22 protein-coding genes are annotated in these 22,880 nt (G+C 58.0%); 21 read left to right on the top strand and 1 reads right to left on the bottom strand.

Features of this window, described 5'->3' with window-relative positions:
* Positions 1 to 29 precede the first annotated feature (29 nt).
* The 21 genes from nuoI to FOI68_RS10545 all read left to right on the top strand — a co-directional run bounded on the left by nuoI (position 30) and on the right by FOI68_RS10545 (position 22,582).
* Entirely contained in the window at positions 30 to 443 is a 414-nt protein-coding gene (gene nuoI / locus FOI68_RS10645) for an NADH-quinone oxidoreductase subunit NuoI (protein WP_029100358.1), read from the top strand.
* A gap of 2 nt (positions 444 to 445) precedes the next feature.
* Entirely contained in the window at positions 446 to 955 is a 510-nt protein-coding gene (locus tag FOI68_RS10640) for an NADH-quinone oxidoreductase subunit J (RefSeq protein ID WP_035296089.1), read from the top strand.
* Complete coding sequence (nuoK, locus tag FOI68_RS10635) at positions 952 to 1,263, top strand: NADH-quinone oxidoreductase subunit NuoK (protein ID WP_029100356.1); 312 nt, start codon at positions 952 to 954, stop codon at positions 1,261 to 1,263. The genes FOI68_RS10640 and nuoK overlap by 4 nt, the downstream gene beginning before the upstream one ends.
* An 18-nt stretch (positions 1,264 to 1,281) precedes the next feature.
* Positions 1,282 to 3,198, top strand: coding sequence for an NADH-quinone oxidoreductase subunit L (nuoL, locus tag FOI68_RS10630; protein ID WP_143863165.1), 1,917 nt, complete (start codon positions 1,282 to 1,284; stop codon positions 3,196 to 3,198).
* On the top strand, positions 3,188 to 4,723 hold the full coding sequence (locus tag FOI68_RS10625) for a complex I subunit 4 family protein (protein WP_035296084.1): 1,536 nt from the start codon (positions 3,188 to 3,190) through the stop codon (positions 4,721 to 4,723). Before nuoL ends, FOI68_RS10625 begins: the two co-directional genes overlap by 11 nt.
* A 3-nt stretch (positions 4,724 to 4,726) precedes the next feature.
* Entirely contained in the window at positions 4,727 to 6,253 is a 1,527-nt protein-coding gene (gene nuoN, locus FOI68_RS10620; protein WP_143863164.1) for an NADH-quinone oxidoreductase subunit NuoN, read from the top strand.
* A gap of 123 nt (positions 6,254 to 6,376) precedes the next feature.
* Positions 6,377 to 6,607 carry a DUF1146 family protein gene (locus tag FOI68_RS10615; protein WP_029100352.1) on the top strand — a complete coding sequence of 77 codons (231 nt, stop codon included), beginning with the start codon at positions 6,377 to 6,379 and terminating at the stop codon, positions 6,605 to 6,607.
* A 139-nt stretch (positions 6,608 to 6,746) separates the two neighbouring features.
* Positions 6,747 to 7,493 (top strand): YwmB family TATA-box binding protein, encoded by a 747-nt coding sequence (locus FOI68_RS10610; protein WP_143863162.1) that lies wholly within the window; start codon positions 6,747 to 6,749, stop codon positions 7,491 to 7,493.
* An 18-nt stretch (positions 7,494 to 7,511) separates the two neighbouring features.
* Positions 7,512 to 8,837, top strand: coding sequence for a UDP-N-acetylglucosamine 1-carboxyvinyltransferase (gene murA, locus FOI68_RS10605; protein ID WP_029100350.1), 1,326 nt, complete (start codon positions 7,512 to 7,514; stop codon positions 8,835 to 8,837).
* 169 nt (positions 8,838 to 9,006) lie between these two features.
* Entirely contained in the window at positions 9,007 to 10,011 is a 1,005-nt protein-coding gene (gene spoIID / locus FOI68_RS10600) for a stage II sporulation protein D (RefSeq protein WP_143863159.1), read from the top strand.
* A 94-nt stretch (positions 10,012 to 10,105) separates the two neighbouring features.
* A complete protein-coding gene (locus FOI68_RS10595; protein ID WP_029100348.1) occupies positions 10,106 to 10,846 on the top strand; it encodes a M23 family metallopeptidase in 741 nt (246 codons plus the stop codon).
* A gap of 242 nt (positions 10,847 to 11,088) precedes the next feature.
* Positions 11,089 to 11,373 (top strand): sporulation transcriptional regulator SpoIIID, encoded by a 285-nt coding sequence (spoIIID, locus tag FOI68_RS10590; protein WP_003388385.1) that lies wholly within the window; start codon positions 11,089 to 11,091, stop codon positions 11,371 to 11,373.
* 115 nt (positions 11,374 to 11,488) lie between these two features.
* Positions 11,489 to 12,505: a rod shape-determining protein gene (gene mreB, locus FOI68_RS10585; RefSeq protein ID WP_029100347.1), complete on the top strand. Its 1,017-nt coding sequence runs from the start codon at positions 11,489 to 11,491 to the stop codon at positions 12,503 to 12,505.
* A gap of 6 nt (positions 12,506 to 12,511) precedes the next feature.
* Positions 12,512 to 13,483 carry a flagellar hook-basal body protein gene (locus FOI68_RS10580; protein WP_143863157.1) on the top strand — a complete coding sequence of 324 codons (972 nt, stop codon included), beginning with the start codon at positions 12,512 to 12,514 and terminating at the stop codon, positions 13,481 to 13,483.
* A 17-nt stretch (positions 13,484 to 13,500) separates the two neighbouring features.
* Positions 13,501 to 14,322 (top strand): flagellar hook-basal body protein, encoded by an 822-nt coding sequence (locus FOI68_RS10575; RefSeq protein ID WP_143863156.1) that lies wholly within the window; start codon positions 13,501 to 13,503, stop codon positions 14,320 to 14,322.
* Positions 14,323 to 14,350: 28 nt separating this feature from the next.
* A complete protein-coding gene (locus tag FOI68_RS10570; RefSeq protein ID WP_035296066.1) occupies positions 14,351 to 14,599 on the top strand; it encodes a DNA-directed RNA polymerase subunit beta in 249 nt (82 codons plus the stop codon).
* A gap of 188 nt (positions 14,600 to 14,787) precedes the next feature.
* Positions 14,788 to 15,306, top strand: coding sequence for a CDP-alcohol phosphatidyltransferase family protein (locus FOI68_RS10565; RefSeq protein ID WP_029100343.1), 519 nt, complete (start codon positions 14,788 to 14,790; stop codon positions 15,304 to 15,306).
* Between the two features lie 163 nt (positions 15,307 to 15,469).
* Entirely contained in the window at positions 15,470 to 15,925 is a 456-nt protein-coding gene (gene fabZ, locus FOI68_RS10560) for a 3-hydroxyacyl-ACP dehydratase FabZ (RefSeq protein ID WP_029100342.1), read from the top strand.
* A gap of 90 nt (positions 15,926 to 16,015) precedes the next feature.
* On the top strand, positions 16,016 to 16,765 hold the full coding sequence (locus FOI68_RS10555) for a WecB/TagA/CpsF family glycosyltransferase (protein WP_185973923.1): 750 nt from the start codon (positions 16,016 to 16,018) through the stop codon (positions 16,763 to 16,765).
* Between the two features lie 16 nt (positions 16,766 to 16,781).
* Entirely contained in the window at positions 16,782 to 17,882 is a 1,101-nt protein-coding gene (locus FOI68_RS10550) for a glycosyltransferase family 4 protein (protein ID WP_143863152.1), read from the top strand.
* 170 nt (positions 17,883 to 18,052) lie between these two features.
* The gene (locus FOI68_RS10545) at positions 18,053 to 22,582 is read left to right on the top strand and encodes an S-layer homology domain-containing protein (RefSeq protein WP_143863150.1); all 4,530 of its coding nucleotides are present in this window, start codon (positions 18,053 to 18,055) and stop codon (positions 22,580 to 22,582) included.
* A 31-nt stretch (positions 22,583 to 22,613) separates the two neighbouring features.
* Here the strand turns inward: FOI68_RS10545 and FOI68_RS24245 are convergent, their stop codons facing one another.
* Positions 22,614 to 22,859 (bottom strand): hypothetical protein, encoded by a 246-nt coding sequence (locus tag FOI68_RS24245; RefSeq protein ID WP_185973922.1) that lies wholly within the window; start codon positions 22,857 to 22,859, stop codon positions 22,614 to 22,616.
* Positions 22,860 to 22,880: the final 21 nt, after the last annotated feature.

Genomic DNA, 22,880 nt, shown 5'->3' with positions numbered 1-22,880 from the left:
TCACGATCTTGTCCAGAGGGGTGACACACATGCTAGGACTGGCCAAAGGCCTGGGGTATACGTTTAAAAAGCTGACCGAGAAAAAAGTGACCCATTTCTACCCGGACGTGCCCTTTCCGATGCCGCCCCGGTTTCGCGGCATTCAGCACTTCTCGCCGGAAAAATGCATCGTCTGCAACCAGTGCGCGCGCATCTGCCCGACGGAGTGCATCCAGCTGACGGGCAAACCCCATCCCGATCCGGAGAAAAAGGGGAAAATCATCGACACCTACGACATCAACTTCGAAATCTGCATCCTGTGCGACCTCTGTACGGAGGTGTGCCCGACGGAAGCGATCGTGATGACCAACAACTACGAGCTGGCCGTGTACAGCCGGGACGAGTTGTACAAGGACCTGAAATGGCTGGACGACAACAATACCAACGTCAGGGAGGAGAATTAGTCATGACCGGCGAATTTCTGGCCTTTTTCATCCTCTCCCTTCTGACGATCGGCGGCGCGGTCTTCATGATCAGCTTCACCCGGGTGGTGCACATGGTCATTTCGCTCGGGATCACGTTTATCAGCATCGCCGGCCTGTTCGTGCTGCTGGGGGCCGAGTTTGTCGGCGTGGCCCAGGTGCTGGTATACTCGGGCGCCATATCCATCCTGATGCTGTTCGGGATCATGCTCACCAAACACGACGCTTCCGACGAAGGGACGGGACGATCCTGGAAGAACATCTTCAGCCTGGTGTTTGTCGCCGGCCTGTTCGGCCTGATGTTCTGGGGCATCCAAAAGACCGTGTGGACGGCGCCGCCGGAGGGAGCCGCAGCGCAGACGGCCAGCGTCAAGCAGCTCGGCGTGGAGATTTTCACGAAGTACGTCATTCCGTTTGAACTGGTATCCGTCCTGCTGCTGGTGGCGCTGGTGGGCGCGATCATCATGGCGAAAAAGGAGGGGGACAGCGAATGAGCGTAAACATTACCTCCTATTTGCTGGTGGCCCTGATTCTGTTTTGCGTCGGATTGTACGGGGCGCTGACCAAGCGAAACGCGGTCATTGTGCTGCTGTCCATCGAACTGATGCTGAATGCGGTCAACATCAACCTCGTGGCGTTCGCCAAGTACGGGCTGTTCCCGGCCGTGACGGGGCAGATCTTCACCCTGTTCACGATGACGGTGGCAGCAGCCGAAGTGGCGGTGGGGCTGGCGATCCTCATCGCGCTGTACCGCAACAAGGAGACCGTCAACGTGGACGAGATGGATTCGATGAAACGCTAGACGAAAAGGAGGACAAAGATGGATACCCTAATGCAATACGCGTGGCTGATTCCTCTGTTTCCGCTTCTTGCTTTCATCGTGATCGTCTCGTTTGGCCGTCAGTTGAAAGAAGGAGCTGCCGCCGTCGGGATCCTGTTGACCGCCGTGTCGTTTGGGGTGGCGGCGCTGACGTTCTGGCAGAGGTTTCAGGAGGGAGCGTCCGATTACACGTTCTCCCTCGACTGGCTGCAGGTGGGCGACATCGTCATCACCATGGGCTTTGAAGTGAACCAACTGAATGCCATGATGCTGGTGATCGTCACGCTGGTCAGCCTGCTAGTGCAAATCTATTCCAAGGGATACATGCACGGAGACGAGCGTTTCCCCGTGTTTTACCAATACCTGGCCCTGTTCACCTTTTCCATGCTGGGCCTGGTGATCTCGCCCAACCTGCTGCAGGTCTACATCTTCTGGGAGCTGGTAGGGGTCTGCTCGTTCCTTTTGGTGGGCTATTACTACTTCAAGCCGGAGGCCAAGGCGGCGGCGAAAAAGGCGTTCATCGTCACGCGGATTGGCGACCTGGGCTTGTTTATCGGCATCTGCCTCTTGTTCTGGTGGACCGGTAGCTTTGAGTTCACGCAAATTTTTGACAGCATTGCGCTCGGCAAGCTGGAGCCGTGGATGATTACGCTGGCGGCGATCCTGATCTTCGTCGGCGCGGTCGGCAAGTCCGGTCAGTTCCCGCTGCACACCTGGCTGCCGGACGCGATGGAAGGGCCGACGCCGGTGTCCGCCCTGATCCACGCAGCGACGATGGTGGCGGCCGGCGTTTACCTGGTGGCGGCCACGTATCCGCTGTTTCTCGCTTCGGAAACGGCGCTTGACGTGGTGGCCTACGTCGGCGGCTTTACGGCCATTTTTGCCGCATCCATCGGCCTGACGCAGCGCGACATCAAACGGGTGCTCGCCTACTCGACGGTCAGCCAGTTGGGTTACATGATGCTGGCGCTGGGGGTGGCCGGCGCGGCCGGCTATGTGGCGGGGACGTTCCACCTGATGACGCACGCGTTTTTCAAGGCGCTGCTGTTCCTCGCGGCCGGCAGTGTCATCCACGCGGTACATACCCAGGACGTGTTTGAGATGGGCGGTCTGTGGAAAAAGATGCCGGTGACCGCGCTGACGTTTTTGATCGGCTGTCTGGCGATAGCGGGGATCTTCCCGTTTGCCGGCTTCTGGTCCAAAGAAGCGATTCTCAGCGCCGTGTACGAGGCGCACCGCTTTGACCTGCTGTGGCTGGCGATCATCGCCGCGTTCTTCACTGCGTTTTACATGTTCCGGCTGTTCTTCCTGACGTTTGCCGGGGAGCCGCGGGGCAGGCACGATGGGCACGAATCGCCGGGGGTCATGACCGGCCCGCTGCTGATCCTGGCCGTGTTGGCCATCGGGGCTGGCTTTGTCAACACGCCGTACGCCCCGTATCTGACGAAATGGCTGCTTTCCGGCGAAACCGGCGCGGCCATTACCGCCGCATTTGGCGAGGGAACGGGCCATGCCGCCGCCTGGCTGCAGATCGTGGCGCTGTTGGTCTCGCTCCTGGGCATTGTGCTGGCGTATCTGATGTACGGCAAGCGCTACATTCCGGCGGACGCCATCCCGGAAGCGATGCCGTGGCTGTATCAATTGTCCTACCGCAAATACTTTATCGACGAACTGTATCACTACGTCATCGTCCGTCCGCTCGGTTGGCTCGGACTTCTGCTGGATCTGTTCGACCGGTACGTGGTGGACGGTCTCGTGGCCCTGACCGCGAAAATAACCAGAGGCATCGGCTCGCTGCATGCCCGGGCACAAAACGGCCAGGTGCAGTCGTACGGGGCCGTGGTGCTGTTCGGCTTGCTGCTGTTGGTTGTCGCGATCAGCCTGACGGCGCAGGGAGGTGGATTCTTTGGTCAATAGTATCCTGCTTAGTTTGATCGTCTTTTCGCCGCTGCTGGCCATCCTGATCCTGGCGTTCGTCCCGCGTCATCAGGGCGGTGTGATCAAACAGATTGGGGTGCTGGGCACGCTGCTGCCGCTGGCGCTGTCCTTGATGCTGTTCGCCGCCTTCAACTACGAGACGGCGGAGCCGCAATTTGTCGAGAGCGCCAAGTGGATTTCCATCCCGATCGGGTTCGCCCAAGGGGGGGCGATGTTTACGTTTGACCTCGCCTACGAGCTGGGTGTGGACGGCGTCTCGATGCCGCTGATCGTCCTGACGGCGCTTGTCGGCACGCTGGCGGCGGTCGCCTCCTGGCAGGTCAAAAAACGGCTGAAGGAATACTTCATCCTGTTTCACCTGCTGTTGATCGGCATGCTGGGCGTATTCGCCGCGCAAAACCTGTTTCTGTTCTTTATCTTCTTTGAACTGACGCTGGTGCCGACCTTTTTCCTGATCGGCATCTGGGGCTACGGAGAGCGTGAACGGGCGGCCAACAAGTTCCTGCTGTACAACGGGATCGGGTCCGCGGTCATGCTGATCGCCTTCATCGTGCTGTTTGTCTTCCTGCAAACGCTGAACATGGAGAAGATCGCGACGATTTTGGCATCGACTGACCATCCGGCCGCCGCCGCGATGACGCCGGCGTTCCGCTTCGGCCTGTTTCTTGCCTTGTTCATCGCGTTTGCGGTCAAGCTGCCCGTGTTCCCGTTCCACACCTGGATGTTGAAGGTACACGTGCAGGCGCCACCGGCGATTGTCATGATCCACTCCGGCATCCTGCTGAAAATGGGGGCATACGGGCTTTTGCGCATGGGCATCGGCTTTTTCCCCGAACAGGCGTACCAGTTTGCCGGGTGGATGGCGGTGCTGGGGCTGATCAACATCCTGTACGGAGCGGTGCTCGCCTTTGTGCAGAAGGATTTGAAAATGGTGCTGGCCTACTCCAGTATCAGCCACATGGGCATCGTATTGCTGGGATTTGCCGCGATGAACACGATCGGGTTTCAGGGAGCGATGTTCCAGGTGGTCTCTCACGGCTTCATCTCCGCGCTGCTGTTCTTCCTGATCGGCGTGATCTGGGAACGGACGCAAACTTCGATGATCAGCGAGTTGGGCGGCCTGGCCAAATCGATGCCGTTTGTGAGCGGCATCCTGCTGACGGCGGGGATGGCCTCCCTGGGACTGCCGGGCATGTCTGGCTTTATCAGCGAATTCTTCGCCTTCCTGGGGTTGTTTGGCGACATGCCGGTTCACGCCGCGATCGGCACGCTGGGCATCGTGTTGACGGCCGCCTATCTGCTGCGGGCGATCCTGCGCACGACGTTTGGCCCAACGCCGGAACGGCTGAAGGGCTTGGCCGACGCCCAGCCGATGGAAGTGGTGCCGATGGTGGTGCTGCTCGGCTTCATCATCCTGATCGGGGTCTATCCCGCGGTGCTCGGCAATCCGATGCAGCAGACTCTGAAAACGCTCGTACCCATCGTGACGGGGATAGGAGGGTAATCCATGGACGTAAACACTATTTTCTCGTATGACTGGAGCTACCTTCTGCCCGAATGGATCATTCTCGGCTTTGCCACCTTCCTGTCTCTCCTGGACCTGTTTGCCGGAAAACGGCTGGGCAAAACGGTGCTGGGCTGGCTGACCCTGGTCGGCGTCGTGCTGGCCGGCGTGTTTGTCTTCGTCACTATGAATGCGCTCGACAAACCGTACAGCTACATGGCGGACATGATCCGGATCGACGACTACGGCAATGCGTTCAAGCTGCTGTTCCTGGCGGGCGCGGCCTTTACCCTGCTGCTGTCGATTCCCTACATGAAGCAGGGCGAAGTGAAGCACAGCGGCGAATACTACTACCTGCTGCTGACCGGCCTGCTCGGCGCGATGGTGATGGCGTCGTCGGCCGACCTGATCACGCTGTTTGTCGGGCTGGAACTGCTGTCGCTCTCCTCGTACGTGCTGGTCGGATTGCGCAAAACGTCGCTGCATTCCAACGAATCGGCATTCAAGTACGTCGTGTCCGGCGGCATCGCCACCGCGGTCACGCTGTTCGGGATGTCATACCTGTACGGATTGACGGGAACCACCAACATTTACGAGATTTCCTCCCGGCTGGTTCACGCGTCCTTGGCAGGCTACCAGTTCCTCGTGTACGCCGCGTTTGCCTTTCTCGCGGTGGGGCTGGCGTTTAAAATTTCCGCCGCGCCCAACCACATGTGGGCGCCGGATGTCTACCAGGGGGCGCCGACGCCGGTTACCGCCTTTTTGGCGGTCGTCTCCAAGGCGGCCGGGTTCGCGCTGGTGTTTCGCCTGCTGATGATCGCGTTCTTCCAGGTTCCCGGCGAGGCAGGCCGATTCTTTTTCGAAGAGGGCAGCCTCTATCTGGCCGTGATGGCGGCCGCGTCGATGATCATCGGGAACACCATGGCGCTGCGCCAGACCAACGTCAAGCGGATGATGGCCTACTCCGGGATCGCCCAGGCGGGGTACCTGCTGGTGCCGTTCGTTCCGCCGACGACCCTGTTCTTTGGCGAAGTCATGTTTTACCTGTTCGCCTACCTGCTCGTCATCTTCGGCGCGTTTGCCGTGATCATGGTCGTCACGCGCGATCAGCAGACCGAAGAGCTGAAGGTCTTTGCCGGGCTGTACCACCGCTCGCCGCTGCTGGCAGTGTCGATGAGCATCTTCCTGCTGTCGCTGGCGGGGATACCGATTACGGCCGGTTTCTTCGGCAAGTTCTATCTGTTCATGGGCGCCATCGCGCAGGAAAACTACTGGCTGGCGGCGATCATGATCGCGACCAGCGTGGTGTCCTACTACTACTATTTCGGGATCATCCGGCAGATGTACATGCGGCCGGGCACGACCGAAGCGCCGCTCGCGGTGCCAAAGGGCATCGGCGCCTTTGTCCTGGTCCTCGCCGCCGCCACCGTATTCTTCGGCGCGCTTCCGGGCGTCGCCACCAACTATCTGCAGGCGCAGTTCAATCCGTCGTTCAACTTTGGCGACATGCTGCCGCCAGAGTTTCAGTGATGGACGGGCAAACATCAGGTACAATAAAGGGGACGGCTGTCACGACAGGCCGCCCCTTTTTTTGCACAGGCCGCATTTATGGAACCGGGCGGGTATGCCGATATAGGAGAAGGAGGAAAAAACATGCAGCAAGAAATCTACGGGGTTGTCAGCATCATTCTGACTGTGCTCTTCATCGCGCTGAGCTGGTGGGGGCTGCAGGCCATTCGCTTCGATCTGTTTCTGAAAAAACCGGACAGCGCGCAGGCCAAGCTGCTGCAAATCCTGCTGTCGCTCGTGATCGGATACGAAGTGGCCCGCTTTTTCCTTGACTATCTGGGCTGGTCCCTGATGATCGGACAGGTTTTCTCCTGACCGCATCCGAACGCAGGCGGTCTGGTCCGCGTATCGGTTCGACGGACGAAGTCTCTCGACGCCCGCTGGTATATCCCTCCAATTTTCCGTGCAAACTAAGAGGTACAAAGAGAAGCGCGTGAAAAGGGAGAGGAAGACGATGGGGAAATGGTCGGGGTGGTGGATCGTGCTGCTGTTGGCTGCGGGGGTGACGGTTTGGCGGATGCCCGCAGAGGCGAAGCCGGAACGTCCGGCAGCGGCGCAGCTGCTCGACGCGGTGGAAGGCTCCGGAGCCGAAGGAGTATCGATCCAGGTGCGAATCCGCACGGAATTGGGACAGGTATCTGGTCCCGCGCAAATCAAAGAGTTGGCCGAAGCATGGGCACATCGACTTGACATTCCGGTACCGCAAGCCGAACTGACGCGGAAATCCAATCTCCATGTGTACCAAGTCCTGTTTGAACGGCAAGGGGTACAAGGACGGTTCCAGGTCACGGGGGTCCCTCGTCAGGGGGCCTATGATGCATATCTTGTGCTGTCTCTGACCGGAGCCCCTGATTCCCTACCATATATAGGTGTGATACAGGACGCCTTCGACAAAGCCCTGATAAAAGCCGACCTGATTCCGCAAATTAGCACTTGTGTTCGCGGAATGTACAGTGTTAAACTGAGTGTTGATCAACAGGAGGGTAAAATTTTGTCGATTTTTCGCACCCTCCACGCAAAAGAACTGGAACGTTTGCAGGACGAGACGGTTGTCAGCATCTCCGGGTACACCCCGGCGTGGAAACCGTTTATCGCGTTAAACGGTAAAACGAAGATGAATGTACAGGTGGCTACACACCGGGACAGCCAATCTGGAACGTGGATCACCGTAGGTACACCGATTATCACAGCGGAATATTAGCACGCGGAGGGGTACACATTGGATAAAATCATTGTCCGCGGTGGTAAGGCATTGGCGGGAAAGGTCAAGGTTTCCGGCGCCAAGAATGCCGTACTCCCTATCATTGCAGCATCCATTCTGGCAGAAAAGGGCACATGCGTCATTCACGACGTACCCGCTCTGGACGATGTCAGAACCATATGCAACCTCTTGAGATCGTTGGGAATTTCCCTTACATATGATCGCGAAGTGCTGACGATTCAGGCTTCCCGGTTGACGAGCGTGGAAGCCTCCTATGAATTGGTCCGCAAAATGCGTGCGTCCTTTCTGGTGATGGGGCCGCTTCTCGCCCGTCAGGGAAAGGCGCGCGTCGCACTTCCCGGGGGTTGCGCCATCGGTACCCGCCCGATCGACCAGCACCTCAAGGGCTTTGAGGCGATGGGCGCCAAAATCGAAATCGGACAAGGTTTCATTGAAGCCAGTGTCGAGGGCCGGTTGAAGGGCGCGAAAATCTACCTGGATATTCCCAGCGTGGGCGCGACGGAAAACATCATGATGGCCGCGGCCCTGGCCGAAGGGACGACCGTGATTGAAAATGCCGCGGAAGAGCCGGAGATTGTGGATCTGGCCAACTTCCTCAACGGCATGGGCGCCAAAATCCGCGGAGCCGGCACCGGGTCGATCCGCATCGAAGGCGTGGAATCGCTCAAGGGCTGCACCCACTGTGTCATCCCGGACCGGATCGAAGCCGGAACGTTTATGGTGGCGGCGGCGATTACCGGCGGCGATGTCTTCATCGAAGGCGCGATTTGCGATCACTTGAAATCGGTCACCGCCAAGCTGCGGGAAATGGGCGTTCAGGTGGACGAGCAGGAAAACGGCATCCGCGTCCGCCGCAGCGGCCCGATCAAGGCGGTTGACGTCAAAACCCTGCCGTATCCCGGCTTCCCGACGGACATGCAGTCGCAGATGATGGCGCTCCTGCTGGTATCGGAAGGCACCAGCATCGTGACGGAAACGGTGTTTGAAAACCGCTTCATGCACGTCGAGGAATTTCGCCGGATGAACGCGAATATCAAGATCGAAGGACGGAGCGCCATTGTGGAAGGCGGTGCCAAGCTGACCGGCAGCAAGGTCACGGCCACCGACCTGCGGGCCGGAGCGGCCCTGGTGCTGGCCGGCCTGGTGGCGGAGGGCGAGACCGAGGTCTCGGGCCTGCACCACATCGACCGGGGCTACGTCAACTTCACGGAAAAGTTGCGCCAACTGGGCGCCGACGTCGAGCGGCTGTCCCCGGAAGCGGATGTTCGCGAAGCGGCGGCGTCCGAGACTGTGAAAGTCAGCTTTTCTCCCAATTTTGCCTGATGGCTGAACAAAAAAGCATAGACAGAGAGACTTCCCTGTGCGGGGAGTCTTTTTTTGTGCCGTACAGGCGAGAAAGGCGCACTTCCGTCTCTCTGACTCTCTCGTTCTACCTCCCGCTGCTTGTACATAGACTGTAATTGTCCAGCACAAAACGGGGAGGAGCTGTCGCATGAAACGTTACCTGATCGTTTGGTTCATCGGTTTGCCGATCCTGCTCGTGTTGATGCCTGCCGCACTGGTGTCCCTGTTTTCTCCCCCGTCTAACGGCGGCGCCGACGTGGCTGCCGTCGCCCCGCACGCTCCGGCGTCGAACCGTCCGCCGATCGAGGTCAAGGTGTACCGCACCAACAAAAAGACGGTGGAAACCGTCCCGCTGGAGACGTATATCGAGGGCGTTGTCGCGGCGGAAATGCCGGCCGAATTCGAGATGGAGGCGCTCAAGGCGCAGGCCATGGCAGCGCGCACCTACATCGTCAGACGGCTGAGCGAAAAGAAGTTTGACGACGTTCCGGCGGGGGCGCAGGTATTGGATACGGTCAAACACCAGGCGTACCTGGACGAGCAGCAGCGCAGGGAGCTGTGGAAGGAGCAGTTTGACTGGAAAAACGGGCGCATCCGGCAGGCGGTGCAGGCGACGGCGGGGGTGGTTCTCACCTATCAGGGGGAACCGATCGACGCCACGTTTTTTTCCACCAGCAACGGCTTTACCGAAAACGCCAGCGAGTATTTTGAAAAGCCGGTGCCCTATTTGAAAAGCGTCGCCAGCCCCTGGGACATCCAGTCGCCCAGTTACGAGAAGACGCAGGTGCTGACGGTGGCCGACCTGGAGCAAAAACTGGGGGTGCGCATCGCGCAGGAGACGGCTACCGGGGGGAACTGGTACCGGATCGTGGAACGGACCACGGGCAATCGCGTGGGCAAAATCAGCATCGGCGGCAAGGAGTTCAGCGGTCGCGAGTTTCGCGAACGGCTGGGGCTCAACTCCTCGGCCTTTTCCCTGGAACTGCGGGGCGGCCAGGTGTACATCACGACAAAAGGGTACGGGCACGGCGTCGGCATGAGCCAGTGGGGAGCCAACGGGATGGCCAAGGCGGGCAAAAACGCGGAACAGATCGTCAAATACTTTTACCAGGGGATCTCGCTGGAGGACTGCAGCAGCGTCTTGAAAGGCTAGCCGCGCCGCTTTGCGCAAATTTTCAAGATTTCCCTCACTCTCAGGTTTATCCGCCAAAAAACTGGCGATACTGAGGGATGAGGTGATGAATACAATGGAAGATCAAAAAAATCAAAATCAACCGATTCCATTTAAAAAGGCAAGCTCCTGGAAAAACATGTTGGGCAAGAAGTGGGCGTTTCCGGCAATCTACATCGGCACCGCAGCAATCATTCTCGCTATTGTGATGTGGTACCAGAGCAGCGTCACCGATACGGTGCCGGGACAAACCGCAGACAACGGCGGCGTGGCCGTCACGACACCGCAGGACGGCACCGCCATTCCCGCCGATGAATCCGCCGGCAAGGACGGCGCGGTACCGGTGGCGGGCAACCCGCAGCCGCTCGCCTGGCCGGTCGGCAAGGGTGTGAAGTACGAACAGGGGATGGGCTTCTATGACGAACAGGCGTCCAAGGACGAACAGCAAAAGGCGCTCGTCACGTACAAGGACACGTACATCCCGCATACCGGGATCGACCTGAAGGCGACCGACGGCAAAAGCTTCGATGTCACCGCCGCGCTCGCCGGCAAAGTGACCAAGGTGGAAAACGACCCGCTTGTCGGCTTCAAGGTGGAAATCGAGCACGACGACAAGCTGGTCACGGTCTACCAGAGCCTGGAGAAAGTCACCGTGAAACCGGGCGACCAGGTCACCCAGGGACAGGTGCTGGGAACGGCCGGACGCAACGTCTATGAAAAAGACGCCGGCGTTCACCTCCACTTCGAAGTGCACGTGGACGGGGAGCCAGTCAATCCGGAGCAGTACCTCGTCCAGCCGGAAGCGGAACATCAGTAAGCCGTCCGCTGACGCGAACGCCCAATCCGGGAGCGAACACAAAAGCATGCCAAAAAACCTGCAGGGCCACGTCTCTGCAGGTTTCTTTCTGTTCGCCGGGAAAGCGTGTTGTCGGCCGGGGTGTACACGCTCTTGAAAAAAGATGCGGTCGTGCCGGCTTGTCAGGCTTGGAAACGTAGAATATGTGTCCGCACCCCCCCATATATTGTAACAGACAATGTTGATACAGGGAGGCGAGTAGCGTGCACGACTACATCAAAGAGCGAACCATAAAGATCGGTCGATACATTGTGGAGACGCGCAATACGGTTCGCATGATCGCCAAAGAGTTCGGTGTTTCCAAGAGCACGGTGCACAAAGACCTGACAGAGCGGCTGCCTGAGATAAATCCGGAGTTGGCGAACCAGGTAAAGGAAATTTTGGAGTACCACAAGGCCATCAGACACCTCCGCGGAGGGGAAGCGACCAAGATCAAATACAAACGGAGAAGTAAAAAAGTCCGGGTGGAACAGGAGGAGAGCGTTTAAGCGGTACCGGTTTGCGATGAAAATATTTCCTGACAATAGGAAGAATTTCCTTGTCCTCTCACGTGCAACCGCCTATGATAAATGATAGGAATGAACTGGAACAGGGAGGACTTTCATGTTTGGCAAAGATATCGGAATCGACCTGGGTACGGCCAATGTCTTAATTTTTGTGAAAGGCAAGGGCGTTGTCCTGGATGAACCGTCTGTCGTAGCAATCGACAATCAGACCAATAAAGTACTGGCCGTGGGGAACGAGGCGCGCCGCATGGTAGGGCGCACCCCGGGCAACATCGTGGCGATTCGACCTTTGCGGGACGGGGTTATCGCGGACTTTGAGATCACGGAAGCCATGCTGAAACACTTTTTGGCCAAAATCGGCGGGAAAAGCCTGTTTGCTCGCCCGCGCATTTTGATATGCTGTCCGACCAACATCACCTCGGTGGAGCAGAAAGCGATCCGCGAAGCGGCTGAGCGCAGCGGCGGAGCGCGCGAGGTGTTTATCGAGGAAGAGCCGAAAGTGGCGGCGGTTGGAGCGGGCATGGACATCTTTCAACCTTCCGGCAACATGGTGGTGGATATCGGCGGGGGTACGACCGACGTAGCGGTCCTGTCCATGGGGGACATTGTCACGTCTTCCTCCATCAAAGTAGCGGGCGACAAATTTGACCTGGCCATTATGCGGTACATAAAAACCAAATACAAGCTGCTGATCGGGGAGCGTACGGCCGAGGACATCAAGATGCAGATCGGGACGGTTTCCGGCGGGCGCCAGGACGAAATGGACATTCGCGGCAGGGACATGGTGAGCGGGTTACCGCAGACGATTACCATCCACTCGTACGAAGTCCAGGAAGCCCTGGCCGAGTCGGTGAGTGCTATTGTACAAGCCTCCAAATCCGTTTTGGAACGAACACCTCCGGAGCTTTCTGCCGATATTATTGATAAGGGCGTTTTTCTGACCGGCGGCGGCGCGCTGCTGCACGGGATTGACCAACTGCTGGCCGACGAACTGAAGGTTCCCGTGCTGGTGGCGGAGGATCCGATGATGTGCGTGGCCAAAGGGACGGGCATGATGCTGGACTATCTGGACAAGGCGCCCGCGTATCGGAAAAAGAAGTTTTTCGGGGGGTAATACCGCGTGATCAGAGGCTTGTATACGGCTGCTGCGGGCATGCTGGCGATGCAGCAGCGTCAGGAAGTGCTGGCCAACAACCTGGCCAACATCAACACACCGGGCTACAAGCAGGACGTAGGCGTAATGCGCGCCTTTCCGGAACAGTTGATTGCGCGCATCCGCGATCAGGAAGGACCGGATATTCAAGGACTGCCCACCATGAGCGGACAGCCTGCCGTCATCGGCCGGCTGCACACCGGCGTCTACATGTCGGAGGCGCTGCCGGTCTTCCGCCAGGGCGATATTGCGGAGACGCGCAATCCGTACGATGTGGCGCTGCTGGACAACCTGCAGCCGGATCAGGACGGCAATGAGCGCCGGCTGTTTTTCAGCGTGGCCAGACTGGACGACCCCGGACAGGCTGCCCAGCCCGACCAGATCCGCTATACGCGCAACGGCAACTGGAGCGTCAATGCGGACGGCTACCTGGTGACGCCGGACGGCTACTACGTGCTGGACGACCAGAACCGGGCCATCCGGGTGAACGATCCGGCCGATCCGGCGAACAGCGCCGGCCGACAGTTGAAGATCGGTGACAACGGCGCCCTGTACCGTGCGGACGAGGCGGGCAATGCCTTTCCGCTGCCCGGCGGCAGTGAGCGGCTGGGCCTGAAAGTGGTGACCAATCCGCTGCAGCTCGTGCGGGAGGGCACCAACATCTACCGCTGGGAAGGCGGCGGACAGCCGGAGGATCTGGAGCAGGCCCTGCAGAATGACCGGACGGCGAGAGCGCAGGGCCAGTACACCGACCCGGCGGTGGAAGGGCGATTCGGCTTGAAGCAGGGCTGGCTGGAGCGAGCCAACGTCGACCCTGCCCAGACGATGACCGACATGATGACGGCGCTGCGGGCGTACGAAGCCAATCAGCGCGTGATTACCACGGTGGACGGCACGCTGGAAAAAGCGGCCAATGAAATCGGCCGGGTAAACGGGTAAGATAGGAGGTAGCGTGGATGCAGTCACTGAACATCTCGAGCGCGGCGCTGCGCAGCGTCCAGCAGGCATTGGACACGACCGCCAATAACCTGGCCAACATCGACACGGTCGGCTACAAGCGGCGCACGGCGTCGTTTTCCGAACTGCTGTCCGATTCGCTGAACGAACAGCCGGCCGCGGACAGGCAGCAGCGCTCGACTCCGCCCGGGCTGCGCATCGGCAGCGGGGCGCGGATCGGCTTGACCAAACTGGACATGGCCCCGGGCAGCGCCAAGATCACCGATGTCCCCACGGATTTGATGATCGAGGGGGAAGGGTTTTTCCTGGTGAGCCGGCCTCTCTACGACAACAACGGGACGATGGTGGGGGAAACGTACCGCTTTACGCGAAACGGAGCCTTTCAGGTGCGGTTCGACGACAAGCTGGGCTCGTATGTCCTGCATAATGCCGCAGGAGATTTGCTGACAGACGTGGACGGGACCCCCATCATGATCACGGGCCCCGTTCGCAATCTGCAGGTATCTCCCGAGGGAGTCGTCACCAACGACGGAACAACGGTGGGACAGATTGGCGTGTGGAAGGTACCCAACCCCGACCAGTTGACACAGGTAGGGGAAAATGAATACGACGCGGAGCTTGCGTCCGGAATGACGCCGTACTCCAAGTATGAACAATCTGCCGCCAAGATCCGTCAGGGAGCACTGGAAGCCTCCAACGTCAATCTGCAGGAAGAGATGACACAATTGGTCAACGTCCAGCGGGCCTACCAGCTCAACGCCCGCGCGATCGCGATTGCCGATCAGATGATGGGAATCGCCAACTCCCTGCGCAGCCGCTAATCCACTCGGAATGTCGGAGGAGACGTCAATGGACCAAGGAAAGGGAAAACGTTTCCCGCGTGACGGACAGGAGGCCCGGGAGAGAGAGCAGCTCCGGGGCGGTCAAGCGTGGCCGTTCCGACTGGCAAAAATCCTCTTGATCCCGTTTCTGATGTTTTTCTCGCTGGTCATCGGTCTGGTCATCGGATACAGCGTGTTGGGACACAAACCGGCTTCCGAAGTGTTTGATCTGAACACCTACAAGCATATGTACGATCTGATTTTTCAGGACACGTAACACAGACATCCGGCAGCAGAAGACGGCCCCATCCGATGGAGGTGAGGGGCCTCTTCTTTTTGTTCCGGGGCGGGAAAAGATGCCGCTCCTTGCTCATTCTTCCAGCTCTTGTTGAGCCCGCTGTCCTAAGAGTATAATAATGAAGTGGCGAAAATAGGGAGTGACGATCTTCATACGGAGGGGTATCCGTGAATCTTCCCAATGCGCTTACCGTCTTTCGCATCGTTCTCATCCCTTTGTACCTATACGTCTTTTTTCAGCCGTTTCCGTACCATGTGGAGATCGCCCTGGGCATTCTCATCCTGGCGGGAATTACCGATATAGCGGACGGGTACATTGCGCGGAAGCACAAACTGGTGACCACGTTTGGCATCATGATGGACCCGCTGGCAGACAAGTTGATGATGATGGCAGTGATCGCCTCGTTGTTTCTGACAGAGCGGATCAGTCTTTGGGCCGCCCTGTTTTTCTTTGCGCGCGATGCGGGCATGATCATCGCCGCCGGCTTCTTCCATTTTCGCGGGAAAAAGACAGTGCCGGCCAACGCGTTTGGCAAGCTGACCACGGTCTTGTTTTACATCGCCTTTCCGTTGGTCATGTACCGGTACCAGTACGGCGAACTGATCCTCTGGAGCGTGATCGCGTTTTCCTTTGTGACCACGGCCATTTACCTGGTGAAGTTTCGGCTGCTGAACCGCGTGTTGTGATGCAAAGCGGATGGAAAAGAGCACTTCCGCCTCATGGAGGAAGTGCCCCTTTATCTTAACCCCGGTCTGACGTCGGAGACGGGGGGTTGTCTTTATTCTCAGTTTGCGGTATGTTCTTCATACACGGATGAAACGCATAAAGTATGGAAATGGAGCGGTGTTTATGGAATTGCGCACGCCTTTGGACGCGGTCGACATTCAAGCGATCATTCCCCATCGTTACCCGTTTTTGCTGGTGGACAAGATTGTCGAGCTGGAACTGGGCAAACGGGCCGTGGGGATCAAAAATGTAACGATCAACGAACCGTTTTTCCAAGGCCATTTTCCCGGCTACCCGGTCATGCCCGGCGTGCTGATCGTCGAGGCGCTGGCCCAGGTGGGCGGGGTGGCGATGTACATGGAAGAAAACAAGGGAAAGCTGGGACTGTTTGCCGGCATTGACGGCCTCCGGTTCAAGGAGCAGGTAAAGCCGGGCGACACGCTCGTCCTGGAAGTGGAGATGACGCGCGTGCGCGGCTCCATCAGCAAATGTCGCGGTATCGCGAGGGTAAACGACAAGATCGCGGTCGAGGGCGAGCTGATGTTTGCTCTGGTCGACGCGAAGCAGGCACATTCATGAATTTCTTGAATGTGCCTTTCTTTTCGGGTAGAATGGCTAATGTGCAACTTTTTTTAGACGCATAGCGTCTAGACAATGAAGGTGAAACTATTGACCAAACAGGTCGCAAACATATTGGGTGTGTCGTTTTCCACGCGCGGTTTTGACGAAACGGTCGCCGATCTTGTCGAACGGATCGCAAGCGGGCGTAAGACGCACGTCGTCACCGCCAATCCGGAGATCGTCATGCTGGCGCGGGAAAACCGTTCGCTGCGTACCATCCTGGAACAAGCCTACGTCGTTCCCGACGGCATCGGGATCGTGTACGCGGCCAGGTGGACGAAGCAGCCGATCAGCGAGCGCGTCACGGGCGTCGATTTGCTCGAAGCGCTGATGGCGGCGGCGGACCGGCACCAGTGGAAAGTATATCTGTTGGGGGCGTCCCCGGAGGTGAATCGGCTCGCGGCGGAAAAGCTGGCGGGACGGTATCCGGGTGCGCGCATCGTCGGGTATCGGGACGGATATTTTCAACAAGGCGAAGAGCCGGCAATCGTGCGGGAGATTGCGGAAAAAGCGCCCCATCTGCTGTTTGTGGCGATGGGCTCTCCCAAGCAGGACGAGTGGATCGCCAGGTATCGCGATCAACTGCAGGCGTCCCTGATGATGGGGGTGGGCGGCAGCTTTGACGTCATTGCCGGGAAAGTAAAGCGGGCGCCAAAGCTGTGGCAGCGGCTGCATCTGGAGTGGCTGTACCGGCTGCTGGCCCAGCCGTCGCGCTGGAAGCGGCAGTTGGCCATTCCGCGCTTTGTGTGGACAGTCTTGAAGGAAAAAGGGGAAAACCGCTCCGAAAGGTACCCGTAGAGAGGAGAAACAGCCGATGTCAACGATGATTTTCGGGTTTCTGACTTCGCTGATCGTGGCTTTTGCGGCCACACCCTTTGTAAAAAAACTGGCAGAATCCATCGGCGCCGTAGATGCGCCCAACCAGCGCAAGGTGCATACGCGGATCATGCCGCGCATGGGTGGTCTGGCCATCTACGCGGGCTATCTCGTCTCGTTTTTCCTGTTTGTTCCGTATTCCAGTTTCAAGGAAATGCTGGGGATTTTCATCGGCGGGACGATCGTCATGACGGTGGGGATACTGGACGACAAACTGCAGCTTTCGCCCAAATGGAAGCTGCTCGGCCAATTGGCAGCGGCGGCCGTGGTCGTCGTTCCGTTTGGCCTGAAAATCGGCGTCGTCAACCTGCCGTACGAAGGCAGCATTGACTTTACCAGCGGCTGGCTGCTTTGGCTGGCGATCCCGATCACGATCTTCTGGATCGTCGGCGTCACCAACGCGGTCAACCTGATCGACGGTCTGGACGGGCTTTCCGCCGGCGTATCGGCGATTGCCACTGCCACCATGGCGGTCGTGGCGCTGGTGAACGGCCCCGGCTATGAAAACGTGGCCATCTACTGTTTCGTACTGCTGGGAGCCATCCTGGGATTTCTGTACTTCAACTTTCATCCGGCCCGCATCTTCATGGGGGACACCGGTTCGCTGTTTTTGGGCTTCAACCTGGCGGCGCTGTCCGTCATGGGCTTCAAAGAGGCGCTGTTCGTCTCGTTCATCATCCCGATTGTGGTGCTGGGCGTTCCGCTTTGGGATACGTTCTTTGCGATCGTTCGCCGGATCGTGAACAAAAAGCCGATTTCCAGCCCGGACAAAGGGCATCTGCACCACTGTCTCCTGAACATGGGCCTGTCGCATCGGGCCACGGTCCTGACCATCTATTCGATCAGCATCTTCTTCGGCACGATGGCGATCGTGCTGACGAAAACGACCAAATGGACAACCATTATCGTGATGGCGGTGCTGCTGTTCGCGATGCACGTGGCCACCGAGGTGGTCGGTCTCGTCGGCCGCCGTCACCGCCCGCTGATCAACGCGGTCCGACGGTTGAAAATCAAGTATACAGAACGGCGAAGCCACTAGACAGGCAATCCCCTGCTGGATCACCAGCAGGGGATTTTTTCCGCTTTTTAACAAAATTCCTTAAGCCAAACCGATGTTTTTCCGATAAAAGAAATGACGAGAAAGGCGTCCCTTACTCTCTCGGGCAGGGGACAAAATCACGCAGAAAAACATGTGGAGAGGTGAAGACTTTGCAGAAGACGTATCAGCAATTTCGGCGTTGGCTCGCAGTATGTCTGACGATGCTGCTGCTGGTGACCGGTCTGGTTCCGGCGATGCCCGCGTCAGCCGCGGGAACCTGGACGATTGCCAACCCGTCGTCCATCGTGGTGGACAGCTCCGAGACAAATGCCTTCGGTACTTTTTCCAATCCGGTAGAGGTCAAAAACAGAACGATCAACGGAATCGTCCTGACCAATACGGCCGCCTCCGGCAACACGGTCGCCGTGGCAGTGGACGGCACGCAGGTCGTCTACAATCCTGCCCCCGCCTTTGTCGGACAGACCCTGACGCTTCCGCCGATCACTATTGATCGTAACGGCGCGGTCACCAAAGTGGAAGTATGGTTTGGCTCCGAAAAAGCCACCATGTACTACAAGCTGGTGAAACAGCAGACCGGGGCGACGCTGCAGATCGTGCCTCCGTCCGACCTGGTCCCGCCGGCCAATCCGTCCCAGCCGGGCAACGGGAACAGCGCCAGTGAAGCGCTCGTCACCAATTCCGGCAAGCTGACCAATCTCAAAGTGAAATACACGGATCCCGGCAATCTGGACCCCAGCCCCGTGCTGGAAGTGCAGGTGGACGGGAAACCGGTCCAGACCATTACGGCTCCGACAGCCAAAAACGACGGCTCCGAGATTCCCGTCGGCACCATCGATCTGAAAAACGGCATCAACGTCATCAAGGTGGTGTCGGTCAACACCGGCTATGAAAGCCTGCAGTATTACGATTATCGACCGCAGAACAGCCCGATTGTCCTGCTCGATTACCCGAACCAGGGGACAAGCGTCACCAATCCGGTGCTGCACGCGGAAAACAAAATTACGCTCCGCGGGATCTACGGAGCGGGTGTGACAGGCGCCAACCTGCGTCTGAAAATTACCACCAACAACGGACAAACCGTGGAAGATCTCAGCTCCACGTCGCCGACCCTGAGCGGCACCAACAACTTTACGTTCTGGGACGTTCCCCTGAAGCCGGGATTGAACGTCATCTCGTTCTATGAACGGGTGGGAAGCGTCACCAAGGAACACTATCAATTCTACGTGCAGTACAACAACACGCCGTATATCGACAGCATCAGCGTGAACGACACGCCGCTCACGTCGGCCACCACGCTGATTACGGTGGCGTCGACCAACCGTTTGACCCTGAATGTGGACGGTAAGGTGAAGAACGCCGAGAAGGTCGTCGTGAAAAACGTGACCACCGGCGACGAAGTGGAGGCGAGGGTCACGTCCGGCGCATTCGCCGCCAACCTGCCTTCGCAGTTGGGAGAAAACCGGCTGGAATTTACCGTCTACAACGACAACAAAAAAGTGGGCGTCATCAGCCGGACGATCCATGTGGTGTCCCGTTCACAGGATACCGCCAACCAGTTCTACAACGTAACCATTCAAAAGCAGGGAACACCGCCGACACCTGTGACCAATCTGGTGCTGGGCCAGGTGGCTGCGCTGCCGGGAACGGGCACTCCGAACACCGACAAGTATCAAATCAGCGGTACGGCCCTGCTGCAATTTGAAGAGACCGACAAGCAAACGATCAAGCAGTTCAAGCTGGAGTACAAAAACGAAAAAACCGGGGGGACGTTCTCGGTTGACAACATTACGCCTGCTTCCCGAACGTACAAGGGTAGCGGCTTTACCGAGTACGCCATCACCGGCGCGATCGCGAGCGGCGGTGCGGACACCGGCATTCTGGAAGACGGCGTCACCTATCGGGTTACCCTGAGCTACGAGTACACCACCACCGATCCGACAACCGGCGTACAGACGGATTCCGGGTTCTATCAGGTAAACGGGTACGAGTACAGGTTTACCTATGTGGACGATACCAAACCGCGATTTGTCGAAGCGTACATCGACTCGACCAAGCTATCCGAGTACACGGTCAACCCGCTGGGGAAAGCCACCTTTACGGTAGACCTGAAGACGGTGAACATGAGCGGTAATCAGACCGATTACACCGTAACGTACAACGGCAGCCCGATCAGCTATAATCTGGACGCGCTGAATGCTACGCAGTTCAAGTTTACCCTGTCCAACATGCCGGCGGGTACAGGGGATCTGGAGATCAGGTACACCAACGGCTCAACGGCGCTTTCCGTCACGTACAAACTGAACATCCAGATTGCGCCGTATCTCCAACTGACGTACATCGACGGTTCCGGACAGGTCCGCAGCTTTGAGAGCGGGTATCAGATCAAGAGTGACGACGACTTCGTTTCGCTGAGCGGGAAGGTGTACAACTACGACCTGACGTCCAGCAACATTGTAGTCAAGCTGAACGGAACACCGATTACCCCGACGTTGGGGACCAACAACAGCTTTACGATCAGCAAGGCATCCCTGCAGAACAACATCAAGTCCAAAGGCGAACACACGCTGGAAATCACGCTGACCACCGAGCCGTCCGTCAGCTTCACGTACAAGATCCTGTTCATCACGTCCAAAGCGCCGACGATTGAAGACGTCAAGCTGAAAATCAGTGAAAACGGCAAGGACAACGAACTGGTCAAACAACCGACGGATACGGCTTACAGGACGGGCGCCAAGTTCCTGAGCGAGTTTTCGTTTACGGTAAAGGACGCGGAGCATGTCTATATTGAGAAAAACGGCAAGCGCATTGCCGATTTCCGCTATGAAAACGGCGACTGGGAACAAAAGGAAGACAACCAGGACTACAACGACACGCTGAACCAGATTCCTTCCGGGCTTCGCCGTGATTTCCAGGAGTACAACTTCGACGCGGAAAGCAAGACGTCGTTCCGGGCCAAGATGCGCAGCAGCGACTACGGCGACCTGCTGGAACAAATTCAGGATGAGGTAACCAAAAGCGACGAGCAGGAGCAAAAACTGGCGCTCTTCCCGCTTACCCTGAAAAAGAACGGCACCACCACCTACACGATCGTGGCCGAGGACGGCAATGGCGCGGTGGTCCGATACGAGGTGAAAATTGACCAGACCACCAACAGTTGGGAGATTATCTCCCCGGTCAAAGCCAAGGAGAGCGATCCGTACATCGTCGTAAACGCCAACAGCGTGCCGATCAAGGTCTTTGCCGAAAATGCGACCAAGGTGATGTTCGGCAAAACGGAAGCGAAGGTAACCAACACCACGCAGCGGGATTTCGAGTACAATGAAGACCTTGGCAAACCGGTCCCGAAATCCTACTACGTGTTTACCGCTACCGTTCCGTTGAAAGCGGGCCTGAACAAGATCAAGTACACCGTCTTCGTAGGCAGCACGTCCTACAACGACGAGGTTCAGATTTTCAACGCCAACTCGTCCGTAAACGGTGCCGAGTACCGCGACGTGCTGGGCAAGAAAACGTCGTTCAGCGTCTTTGACAAGAAGCTGGAGCTGAAGTTCCCGACCGGCACCGTACTGGTTTCGCCGCCCAACAAGCTGGAGGGCGAAGAAGTCACCAATCCGACCAAGGACATCTTTGTCGATGTGGAGCTGTACTTCGGCATTGCCGACCGGACGACCGGCCAGGTGGCGATTCCGGACGATGACATGAAGTCCAAGCTGACGCTGAATGAAAACTTCAACTACGCCAGCCCGCTCTACTACATCGATGCCGGTGACAAAAACGCGCCGGGCGGACGCGATCCGTACTACAGCGACGGGGACGACATCGATACCTTCAAGGATCGCTACGAGGACAACCTGGTTCCGAGCAAGCCGGGTACATTGACGATCCAGTACGACCCGTCCATCGTTAATGCGGCCAACAACATCCTGACGGTGTACTATCACAATGGGGATGAATGGCAAAACCTTGGCGGGGTCGTCAATACGAGCAAGAAAACCATCACGGTGCCGTTTGCCGGATTTGGGTACTACATGGTCATGAAGACCAAAGAGTCGTTTGACGACGTGGTCAATCACGACTTTGCGCGTGACGCGATGGAGACGCTGTACGCCAAAGGGATCATGCCGAACTACAGTGCCATCTCGTTTGGGGCCAACCGCGACATCACGCGCGGCGAGTTTGCCACCATGCTGGTGAAGGCGCTCGACCTGCCAATCAATGACGGTCCGTACGTCGACAGCCGCACGCCATCCGCGCCGACGTTCAACGACGTGCGTCCGGTACGGGACACCTGGGACTACCAGTACAAATACATTGAAACGGCGGCCCGCGCCGGCATCGTCCGCGGCAAGGAACCGGGCTACTTCCGTCCGGACGATCCGCTGACCCGCGAAGAAGCGGCGATTATGATCGCCCGCGCGCTCAACCTGAAGTTGGGCACGCCGGATGCTGCGAAAGTGGCCCTGGCGAAAATGTTTACCGATGCCAAGGACGTGGGCTACTATGCGCAGCCTGCCGTACTGGCGGTGGCCAAAGCGAAGATTATGGCCGGCGAACCGAACGATCCGGCTGCCAAGAAGCCGACGTACCGCTTCCTGCCGAAGTCCAACCTGACCCGCGCCGAGATGGCGGTCATCACCATCCGCGTCATGGTCCAACTGAAAAAACTGCCGAAGCAGTAAAAACAACAGAAGCTGAAGAGGAGCTCCCTCTTCAGCTTCTGTTTTTGTCGTCCAGATACTTGTCCAGCCTCTCGCGCAGCAGGAACAACTGCTTTTCCTGCTCCCATACCTTCTTGTCCAGAAAGGTCACGGTTTCGTTGGTTTGTTTGAACGCCGCGTGGAGATCGTGGACGTCCGCCTGCACCTCTTCCAATCGGGCGTTCGTATGACCGACCATCTGGATGAGAGAGGCCGTCATCTCCTCCACGCTGATCATACGGCGCTCGTGTTTGTCCAAGCGCTCCTCGATCCGCTCAAA

Origin of the sequence: Brevibacillus sp. LEMMJ03 (genome assembly GCF_007197875.1) — a bacterium.
GTDB lineage: Bacteria > Bacillota > Bacilli > Brevibacillales > Brevibacillaceae > Brevibacillus > Brevibacillus thermoruber.
This window is presented reverse-complemented; position numbering and strand designations above follow the sequence as displayed.

Coding starts and splice junctions, on each gene's coding strand:
- FOI68_RS10615 (WP_029100352.1), top strand. CDS start 6,377: ATGCAGCAAGAAATCTACGGGGTTGTCAGCATCATTCTGACTGTGCTC.
- fabZ (WP_029100342.1), top strand. CDS start 15,470: ATGGAATTGCGCACGCCTTTGGACGCGGTCGACATTCAAGCGATCATT.
- nuoK (WP_029100356.1), top strand. CDS start 952: ATGAGCGTAAACATTACCTCCTATTTGCTGGTGGCCCTGATTCTGTTT.
- FOI68_RS10550 (WP_143863152.1), top strand. CDS start 16,782: ATGTCAACGATGATTTTCGGGTTTCTGACTTCGCTGATCGTGGCTTTT.
- FOI68_RS10610 (WP_143863162.1), top strand. CDS start 6,747: ATGGGGAAATGGTCGGGGTGGTGGATCGTGCTGCTGTTGGCTGCGGGG.
- mreB (WP_029100347.1), top strand. CDS start 11,489: ATGTTTGGCAAAGATATCGGAATCGACCTGGGTACGGCCAATGTCTTA.
- nuoN (WP_143863164.1), top strand. CDS start 4,727: ATGGACGTAAACACTATTTTCTCGTATGACTGGAGCTACCTTCTGCCC.
- nuoL (WP_143863165.1), top strand. CDS start 1,282: ATGGATACCCTAATGCAATACGCGTGGCTGATTCCTCTGTTTCCGCTT.
- nuoI (WP_029100358.1), top strand. CDS start 30: ATGCTAGGACTGGCCAAAGGCCTGGGGTATACGTTTAAAAAGCTGACC.
- FOI68_RS10575 (WP_143863156.1), top strand. CDS start 13,501: ATGCAGTCACTGAACATCTCGAGCGCGGCGCTGCGCAGCGTCCAGCAG.
- FOI68_RS10640 (WP_035296089.1), top strand. CDS start 446: ATGACCGGCGAATTTCTGGCCTTTTTCATCCTCTCCCTTCTGACGATC.
- spoIID (WP_143863159.1), top strand. CDS start 9,007: ATGAAACGTTACCTGATCGTTTGGTTCATCGGTTTGCCGATCCTGCTC.
- FOI68_RS10595 (WP_029100348.1), top strand. CDS start 10,106: ATGGAAGATCAAAAAAATCAAAATCAACCGATTCCATTTAAAAAGGCA.
- FOI68_RS10570 (WP_035296066.1), top strand. CDS start 14,351: ATGGACCAAGGAAAGGGAAAACGTTTCCCGCGTGACGGACAGGAGGCC.